This window comes from Phyllobacterium sp. (assembly GCF_037994425.1).
GTDB lineage: Bacteria > Pseudomonadota > Alphaproteobacteria > Rhizobiales > Rhizobiaceae > Phyllobacterium.
Genome location: NZ_JBBNAM010000172.1, coordinates 1 through 9,465 on the forward strand (window position 1 = coordinate 1; position 9,465 = coordinate 9,465).

3 protein-coding genes and 1 pseudogene are annotated in these 9,465 nt (G+C 58.4%); 3 read left to right on the top strand and 1 reads right to left on the bottom strand.

Going from position 1 to position 9,465, the window contains the following annotated elements; genetic code table 11:
• Positions 1–29 precede the first annotated feature (29 nt).
• Positions 30–4,166, top strand: a complete 4,137-nt coding sequence (gene rpoB, locus AAAB35_RS12800) for a DNA-directed RNA polymerase subunit beta (RefSeq protein ID WP_340668663.1) — start codon at positions 30–32, stop codon at positions 4,164–4,166.
• Positions 4,167–4,306: 140 nt separating this feature from the next.
• The gene (rpoC, locus tag AAAB35_RS12805) at positions 4,307–8,515 is read left to right on the top strand and encodes a DNA-directed RNA polymerase subunit beta' (protein WP_340668664.1); all 4,209 of its coding nucleotides are present in this window, start codon (positions 4,307–4,309) and stop codon (positions 8,513–8,515) included.
• 107 nt (positions 8,516–8,622) lie between these two features.
• Here the strand turns inward: rpoC and AAAB35_RS12810 are convergent, their stop codons facing one another.
• Positions 8,623–8,898 carry a hypothetical protein gene (locus tag AAAB35_RS12810; protein WP_340668665.1) on the bottom strand — a complete coding sequence of 92 codons (276 nt, stop codon included), beginning with the start codon at positions 8,896–8,898 and terminating at the stop codon, positions 8,623–8,625.
• 463 nt (positions 8,899–9,361) lie between these two features.
• Between AAAB35_RS12810 and AAAB35_RS12815 the strand changes: the two are divergent.
• Positions 9,362–9,465: pseudogene (locus AAAB35_RS12815) on the top strand (30S ribosomal protein S12); the annotation flags it as partial.

The following is a 9,465-nucleotide window of genomic DNA, read 5'->3' on the forward strand; positions in this document are numbered from 1 at the left end:
AGTTTCTGGCATAAAGACGAGGAGCGACGATGGCTCAGACCCATTCTTTCAATGGTCGTAGGCGCGTACGCAAGTTTTTCGGTAAGATTCCGGAAGTCGCAGAGATGCCGAACCTCATCGAGGTTCAAAAAGCTTCCTACGATCAGTTTCTGATGGTGGAAGAGCCCAAGGGCGGGCGTTTGGATGAGGGTCTCCAGGCTGTGTTCAAGTCTGTGTTCCCGATTTCGGATTTCTCGGGTGCTTCCATGCTCGAATTCGTCAAGTACGAGTTCGAAGCCCCCAAGTTCGACGTGGATGAATGCCGGCAGCGCGATCTGACCTATGCAGCGCCGCTGAAGGTGACGCTGCGCCTCATCGTGTTCGATATCGACGAAGATACCGGCGCGAAGTCGATCAAGGACATCAAGGAGCAGGATGTCTACATGGGCGACATGCCGCTCATGACCGACAACGGCACCTTCATTGTCAACGGCACCGAGCGCGTGATCGTCTCGCAGATGCACCGTTCGCCGGGCGTATTCTTCGATCACGACAAGGGCAAGACCCATTCGTCCGGCAAGCTTCTGTTTGCTGCCCGTGTCATTCCCTACCGTGGTTCCTGGCTCGACATCGAGTTCGATGCCAAGGATGTCGTCTATGCGCGTATCGATCGCCGCCGCAAGATTCCGGTGACGTCGCTGCTGATGGCGCTCGGCATGGACTCGGAAGAAGTCCTTTCGACCTTCTACAACTCCATCACGTTCAGCCGTGACGGGGATACCTGGCGGATTCCTTACTCGGTCGATCGCTTCAGGGGCTTCAAGGCTACCTCGGACGTGATCGATGCCGATACGGGTGAAGTCGTGTTGGAGTCCGGCAAGAAGCTGACGGCGCGCAGCGCCAAGCAGCTTGCCGAAAAGGGCCTCAAATTCATCAAGGCCACCGAGGACGACCTGTTCGGCTCCTATCTGGCTGAAGATATCGTCAACTTCCAGACCGGTGAGGTTTACCTCGAGGCCGGCGACGAACTCGACGAAAAGACCCTCAAGGTTCTGCTCGATACCGGCACGGAAGAAATCAATGTTCTTGATATCGACCATGTCAATATCGGACCATACATCCGCAACACGCTCGCCGTAGACAAGAACGAAAGCCGCCAGGATGCGCTGTTCGACATCTACCGCGTCATGCGCCCGGGTGAACCGCCAACGATCGACTCGGCTGAAGCCATGTTCAAGTCGCTGTTCTTCGACAGCGAGCGTTATGATCTCTCGGCCGTCGGCCGCGTGAAAATGAACATGCGCCTCGATCTCGACGCGGAAGATACCGTTCGTGTTCTGCGCAAGGAAGACATCCTTGCCGTCGTCAAGATGCTGGTCGACCTGCGCGATGGCCGCGGTGAAATCGACGACATCGACAATCTCGGCAACCGTCGTGTCCGTTCGGTTGGCGAATTGATGGAGAACCAGTACCGTGTTGGCCTGCTTCGCATGGAGCGTGCCATCAAGGAACGCATGTCCTCGATCGAAATCGATACCGTGATGCCGCAGGACCTCATCAACGCGAAGCCGGCTGCCGCAGCCGTTCGCGAGTTCTTCGGTTCCTCGCAGTTGTCGCAGTTCATGGACCAGACCAACCCCTTGTCCGAGATCACGCACAAGCGTCGTCTTTCGGCACTTGGACCGGGCGGTCTGACCCGCGAGCGCGCCGGCTTCGAAGTCCGCGACGTGCATCCGACCCATTACGGCCGTATCTGCCCGATTGAAACGCCGGAAGGCCCGAACATCGGTCTGATCAACTCGCTCGCAACCTTTGCCCGCGTCAACAAGTACGGCTTCATCGAGAGCCCGTACCGCAAGATCGTCGACGGCAAGGTCACGGACGAGGTCGTCTATCTGTCGGCCATGGAAGAAGCCAAGTATCACGTGGCCCAGGCCAATGTGGAACTCGACGCTTCCGGCGCGTTCACCGACGAATTCGTCGTCTGCCGCCATGCAGGTGAAGTTTTGATGGCGCCGCGTGAAAACGTGGACCTGATGGACGTTTCGCCGAAGCAGCTCGTGTCGGTTGCCGCGGCGCTCATTCCGTTCCTCGAGAACGACGACGCCAACCGCGCTCTCATGGGCTCGAACATGCAGCGTCAGGCCGTTCCGCTGGTACGTGCCGAGGCTCCGTTCGTTGGTACTGGCATGGAACCGGTCGTTGCTCGCGACTCCGGTGCCGCCATCGGTGCACGCCGCACGGGTATCGTCGACCAGGTGGATGCGACGCGTATCGTTATCCGTGCGACGGAAGACCTCGTTCCCGGCAAGTCGGGTGTCGATATCTATCGTCTGATGAAGTTCCAGCGCTCGAACCAGAATACCTGCATCAACCAGCGTCCGCTGGTGCGTGTCGGTGACCGGATCGAGAAGGGTGACATCATCGCTGACGGTCCTTCGACCGATCTCGGCGATCTGGCGCTTGGCCGCAACGTGCTCGTCGCGTTCATGCCATGGAATGGCTACAACTACGAAGACTCGATCCTGCTTTCTGAGAAGATCGTTTCGGACGACGTCTTCACCTCGATCCACATCGAGGAGTTCGAAGTCATGGCCCGCGACACGAAGCTCGGACCTGAGGAAATCACGCGCGACATTCCGAACGTTTCGGAAGAAGCGCTGAAGAACCTCGACGAAGCCGGTATCGTGTACATCGGTGCCGAAGTTCAGCCGGGCGATATCCTCGTCGGCAAGATCACGCCGAAGGGCGAGAGCCCGATGACGCCGGAAGAGAAGCTTCTGCGCGCCATCTTCGGTGAAAAGGCTTCGGATGTCCGTGACACCTCGATGCGCATGCCGCCCGGAACCTACGGTACGGTTGTGGAAGTTCGCGTCTTCAATCGCCACGGCGTTGAGAAGGACGAACGCGCCATGGCAATCGAGCGCGAGGAAATCGAACGTCTCGCCAAGGACCGTGACGACGAGCAGGCAATTCTCGACCGTAACGTCTATGGCCGTCTGGTCGACGTTCTCAACGGCAAGGTAGCCGTTGCCGGACCGAAGGCGTTCAAGAAGGGCACCACCGTTACCCAGGAAGTGATGGGTGAATTCCCGCGCTCCCAGTGGTGGCAGTTTGCCGTCGAGGACGAGAAGGTCCAGGGCGAAATCGAGGCTCTGCGCAACCAGTACGACGATTCCAAGAAGCTGCTTGAACAGCGCTTCATGGACAAGGTCGAGAAGGTCCAGCGCGGCGACGAGATGCCTCCTGGCGTCATGAAGATGGTCAAGGTCTTCGTCGCTGTGAAGCGCAAGATCCAGCCAGGCGACAAGATGGCTGGCCGTCACGGCAACAAGGGCGTGGTTTCGCGTATCGCCGCTGTTGAGGATATGCCGTTCCTTGAAGACGGAACGCATGTCGACATCGTGCTCAATCCGCTTGGCGTGCCGAGCCGCATGAATGTCGGTCAGATCCTCGAGACGCATCTCGGCTGGGCCTGCGCTGGCATGGGCAAGAAGATCGGCGAGCTGATCGAAGCCTACAAGGCACAGGGCGACATTGCGCCGCTCCGGACAACGATCGAGTCGATCATTCCGGACAACGATCGCAACGAGCCGGTTCGCAACTATGACGACGAGAGCATCGTCCGTCTAGGCGAGCAGATGAAGCGCGGTGTGTCGATTGCAACGCCGGTCTTCGATGGTGCGCATGAACCGGACATCAACGTGATGCTGGAGCAGGCGGGCCTGAAGTCCTCGGGTCAGTCGACGCTCTATGATGGACGCACGGGTGAGACTTTCGATCGCCAGGTAACAGTCGGCTACATATATATGCTGAAGCTGCACCACCTGGTCGACGACAAGATCCATGCTCGTTCGATCGGACCCTACTCGCTCGTCACGCAGCAGCCGCTGGGTGGCAAGGCGCAGTTCGGTGGCCAGCGCTTCGGTGAAATGGAGGTCTGGGCCCTCGAAGCATACGGTGCGGCTTACACGCTGCAGGAAATGCTGACGGTCAAGTCCGACGACGTCGCCGGTCGTACCAAGGTCTACGAAGCGATCGTCCGTGGCGACGACACGTTCGAGGCCGGCATTCCGGAGAGCTTCAACGTTCTCGTCAAGGAAATGCGTTCGCTCGGCCTCAATGTCGAGCTGGACGATACACGACAGTTGGAACCACAGCAGGCGCTTCCCGACGCGGCTGAATAAGAAGGGAAGGGTGCGTAGTTCGCTGCGCACCCGACCAGCATGTTCGAGCCGCTGCAGAAGCGGCATTTGATCCAGATGGACCCGCGGCGGCGGCTATCCATCGCAAGTAGAGGGCAAACTTTGCCCCATGGAGAAACGGCATGAACCAAGAGGTCATGAATCTTTTCAATCCTCAGGTGCCTGTGCAGGCATTCGATTCCATCCGGATATCGATCGCCAGCCCTGAGAAGATTCTGTCCTGGTCATACGGTGAGATCAAGAAGCCGGAGACGATCAACTACCGCACCTTCAAGCCGGAGCGGGATGGTCTCTTCTGTGCTCGGATCTTCGGGCCGATCAAGGACTATGAATGCTTGTGCGGCAAGTACAAGCGCATGAAATACAAGGGCATCATCTGCGAAAAGTGCGGCGTGGAAGTCACGCTGTCACGCGTTCGCCGTGAGCGCATGGGCCATATCGAACTCGCAGCTCCGGTTGCACACATCTGGTTCCTGAAGTCGCTGCCGAGCCGTATCGGCACGCTGCTCGACATGACCCTCAAGGGCATCGAGCGCGTTCTCTATTTCGAGAACTACATTGTGACCGAACCGGGCCTTACCGCCCTCAAGGAGCACCAGCTTCTTTCTGAAGAAGAGTACATGATTGCCGTCGACGAGTACGGTGAGGACGCCTTCACGGCTCTCATCGGCGCCGAAGCAATTCATGAACTTCTCGCTTCGATGGATCTCGAAAAGATCGCCGGCGACCTGCGTGCAGAACTCGCCGAGACCACTTCGGATCTGAAGCAGAAGAAGCTGATGAAGCGTCTGAAGATCGTCGAGAACTTCCTGGAGTCGGGCAACCGTCCGGAATGGATGATCATGAAGATCGTTCCGGTCATCCCGCCGGACCTGCGTCCGCTCGTTCCGCTAGATGGCGGCCGTTTCGCGACGTCCGATCTCAACGATCTCTATCGCCGCGTCATCAACCGTAATAATCGCCTGAAGCGCCTGATCGAACTTCGTGCCCCCGGCATCATCATCCGCAACGAGAAGCGCATGCTTCAGGAATCGGTTGATGCACTGTTCGACAACGGTCGCCGCGGCCGCGTCATCACCGGTGCCAACAAGCGTCCGCTAAAGTCGCTGTCCGATATGCTCAAGGGCAAGCAGGGCCGCTTCCGTCAGAACCTGCTCGGCAAGCGCGTCGACTATTCCGGCCGTTCGGTCATCGTGACCGGTCCGGAGCTGAAGCTCCACCAGTGCGGCCTGCCGAAGAAGATGGCGCTCGAATTGTTCAAGCCGTTCATCTACGCCCGCCTCGACGCGAAGGGTTATTCCTCGACGGTCAAGCAGGCCAAAAAGCTGGTTGAAAAGGAAAAGCCAGAAGTCTGGGATATTCTCGACGAGGTCATCCGTGAGCACCCGGTTCTCCTGAACCGTGCGCCGACGCTGCACCGTCTTGGCATCCAGGCATTCGAGCCCACCCTAATCGAAGGCAAGGCAATCCAGCTGCATCCGCTCGTCTGTACCGCTTTCAACGCGGACTTCGACGGCGACCAGATGGCTGTTCACGTGCCGCTTTCGCTTGAAGCACAGCTCGAAGCACGCGTCCTGATGATGTCGACGAACAACATCCTGCATCCCGCCAACGGTCTGCCGGTTATCGTTCCGTCGCAGGACATGGTTCTCGGTCTCTACTACCTGTCGATCGTTGCGGCCAAGGAGCCGGGCGAGGGCATGGCCTTTGCGGACATGGGTGAACTGCATCACGCCATAGGCAGTGGTGCAGTTACCCTGCACACGAAGATCAAGGGACGCTTCAAGAGCATCGATGCCGACGGCAAGCCGACGTCGAAGATCTATGAGACCACTCCTGGCCGCATGATCATCGGTGAACTCCTGCCGAAGCACCACAACGTGCCTTTCGACATCTGCAACCAGGAAATGACCAAGAAGAACATCTCCAAGATGATCGACACGGTCTATCGCCATTGCGGTCAGAAAGAGACGGTCATCTTCTGCGATCGCATCATGCAGCTTGGCTTTGCCCATGCCTGCCGCGCCGGCATTTCGTTCGGCAAGGACGACATGGTCATTCCGGAAACCAAGGCGAAGCTCGTTGCCGAGACCGAAGCTTTGGCGACGGAATACGAACAGCAGTACAATGACGGCCTGATCACCCAGGGCGAGAAGTACAACAAGGTTGTCGACGCTTGGGGCAAGTGCACCGAGAAGGTCGCTGACGAAATGATGGCACGCATCAAGGCCGTCGAGTTCGATCCTGCTACTGGCCGCCAGAAGCAGATGAACTCGATCTACATGATGTCGCACTCGGGTGCTCGCGGTTCGCCGAACCAGATGCGCCAGCTCGGCGGCATGCGCGGCCTGATGGCCAAGCCTTCGGGCGAGATCATCGAAACGCCCATCATTTCGAACTTCAAGGAAGGTCTGACCGTGAACGAGTACTTCAACTCGACCCACGGTGCCCGTAAGGGTCTTGCCGACACCGCCTTGAAGACGGCCAACTCCGGTTACCTGACCCGTCGTCTCGTCGACGTCGCACAGGACTGCATCGTCATCTCGACCGATTGCGGTACGACCACCGGTCTCACCATGCAGCCGATCGTCGATGCCGGTCAGGTCGTGGCGACCCTTGGTCAGCGCGTCCTCGGTCGTACGGCGCTTGAAGATATCGTGCATCCGGTTTCCAGCGACGTTCTGGTCGCCGGCGGCAAGATCATCGACGAGTTCGACGTCGACGCGATCGAGAAGGCTGGCGTTCAGTCCATTCGCATCCGTTCGGCGCTTACCTGTGAGACGCGTGGCGGTATCTGCGCCAAGTGCTACGGCCGCGATCTGGCCCGTGGTACTCCGGTCAACCAGGGTGAAGCTGTCGGCGTCATTGCCGCTCAGTCGATCGGTGAGCCGGGCACGCAGCTGACAATGCGCACGTTCCACCTTGGTGGTACTGCGCAGGTTGTCGATCAGTCGTTCCTCGAAGCCAGCTACGAGGGTACGGTTCAGATCCGCAACCGCAACGTGGTACGCAACTCGGACGGACATCTGGTCGTCATGGGCCGCAACATGGCTGTGGTCATCCTCGATGCAAACGGCAAGGAACGCGCAACACACCGCGTTACCTACGGTTCGCGCATTTATGTCGATGATGGCGATAATGTTAAGCGCGGCCAGCGTATCGCCGAGTGGGATCCGTATACCCGTCCGGTCATGACGGAAGTCGAAGGTCATGTCGAATTCGAAGACATGGTCGACGGTCTTTCGGTTGCGGAGACGACGGACGAGTCCACCGGTATCACCAAGCGCGTGGTCATTGACTGGCGTTCGACGCCGCGTGGTTCGGACCTGAAGCCTGCTATCGTCGTCAAGGACAAGGCCGGCAAGGTGATGAAACTGGCAAAGGGTGGCGACGCTCGCTTCCAGCTGTCGGTCGAGTCGATCCTTTCGGTCGAACCCGGTTCGCATGTGAAGGCTGGTGACGTTCTTGCCCGTATTCCGATGGAAAGCGCCAAGACCAAGGACATCACCGGTGGTCTGCCGCGCGTTGCGGAACTGTTCGAAGCTCGCCGTCCGAAGGACCATGCGATCATCGCCGAGATCGACGGTACGGTCCGTTTCGGCCGCGATTACAAGAACAAGCGCCGCATCGTCATCGAACCGAACGACGAGACGCTCGAGCCTGTCGAGTACCTCATCCCCAAGGGCAAGCCGTTCCATCTTCAGGACGGCGACGCCATCGAAAAGGGCGATTACATCCTCGACGGCAATCCGGCGCCGCACGACATCCTGGCGATTAAGGGCGTGGAGGCACTTGCTTCCTACCTCGTCAACGAAATCCAGGAAGTCTACCGGTTGCAGGGCGTTCTGATCAACGACAAGCACATCGAAGTGATTGTCCGTCAGATGCTGCAGAAGGTCGAGATCACCGAGTCCGGTGATACCGGCTTCATCCCGGGCGATCACGTCGATCGCATTGAGCTCGACGAGATCAACGAGCGCCTTGAGGAAGATGGCAAGAAGCCGGGCTATGGTGTTCCGGTCCTCCTCGGCATCACCAAGGCATCGCTGCAGACCCCGTCGTTCATCTCGGCGGCATCGTTCCAGGAAACGACACGCGTCCTCACGGAAGCGGCGGTCGCCGGCAAGATGGATGCCCTGCAGGGCCTTAAGGAGAACGTCATCGTTGGACGTCTGATCCCGGCGGGTACGGGTGGCACGGTCAAGCAGATCCGCCGCATTGCCGTGGCGCGCGACGACTTGATTATCGACGAGCGCCGCAAGGAGTCCGGTGCGACGGCTGCCAAGGCAAGCCCGATGCTCTCGGACATGACGGGCCAGCCCGCCGAATAAGGCTGGCTAGCGCCGAGAATCAAAAGGCCGCCCCGAGCAGTTCGGGGCGGCCTTTCCTATTCTATCAGATCGTGGCCTTAAAGATCGATCGTGGTGCTTGATCGTCGCTACTCGTTGAACTCAATGAGCGCTGCCTGGCCGGTGAGGGCATTCTTCCACGCCGAACGATGCGGTTCCTCCCCGGGCTCCTCAGTAATCGTACCGATTTCCATTAGTTCCGCCTCATCGTAGCCTTCATTGGCCAATATCTGCAGCGCGATGTTGACGAGGTTGTCGGTGTCGTCGGTCATGAGAAGCAGGTGCACCTGCCTCGGTTCCTCCTCCTTCTCCTTCCAGACGTCAGCGACGACGAGGTGGACGGGTTTGGCTGAGTCTTCTGGCATTTGGATGATTCCCTTGGCAAATTGTGCGAACACTGATTTCAACGGTTCCTAGCACGAACGGTTGCGTCGTCGTCGTGGAATACGTGAAATTTTGCTTGAAATAATGCCTGTTTGGCGAAACTATCTTTCAATGGGCCGGTGCTGCGCCGCTAAAGCGCGCAAACCTTAATAAATCTTGGCGTTCAGGCTTGACTGTAACGCAATGACCAAGTATCAGCACGCCATCTGAGCCGATGTGAGATTGGCTTTTTCGGAGCGACTCGCTCTGGAGTTCATCTCAAACAGGGTTCGTTTTACGATCGATATGTAATTGCCGCTCGCATGAGGCCGTTTTGGCTTCCTCTGCTTTTATTCGGGCAAGCCACCCAAGCGGTGGTTCTGTTGCCCGAATTCGTGCATGAGCATGACGCTGAAACGGCCCTGACGGGCGAAGATACGAGATTTGTGAAAGAGGGAAGGTTGAATGCCTACCGTAAACCAGCTGATCCGCAAGCCGCGCGTTGCGCCGGTAAAGCGCAATAAAGTCCCTGCTCTGCAGGAAAACCCGCAGAAGCGCGGCGTTTGCAC

Excerpts from the sequence above, each read along its gene's own strand:
- rpoB (WP_340668663.1), top strand. The coding sequence starts at position 30 with ATGGCTCAGACCCATTCTTTCAATGGTCGTAGGCGCGTACGCAAGTTT.
- rpoC (WP_340668664.1), top strand. The coding sequence starts at position 4,307 with ATGAACCAAGAGGTCATGAATCTTTTCAATCCTCAGGTGCCTGTGCAG.
- AAAB35_RS12810 (WP_340668665.1), bottom strand. The coding sequence starts at position 8,898 with ATGCCAGAAGACTCAGCCAAACCCGTCCACCTCGTCGTCGCTGACGTC.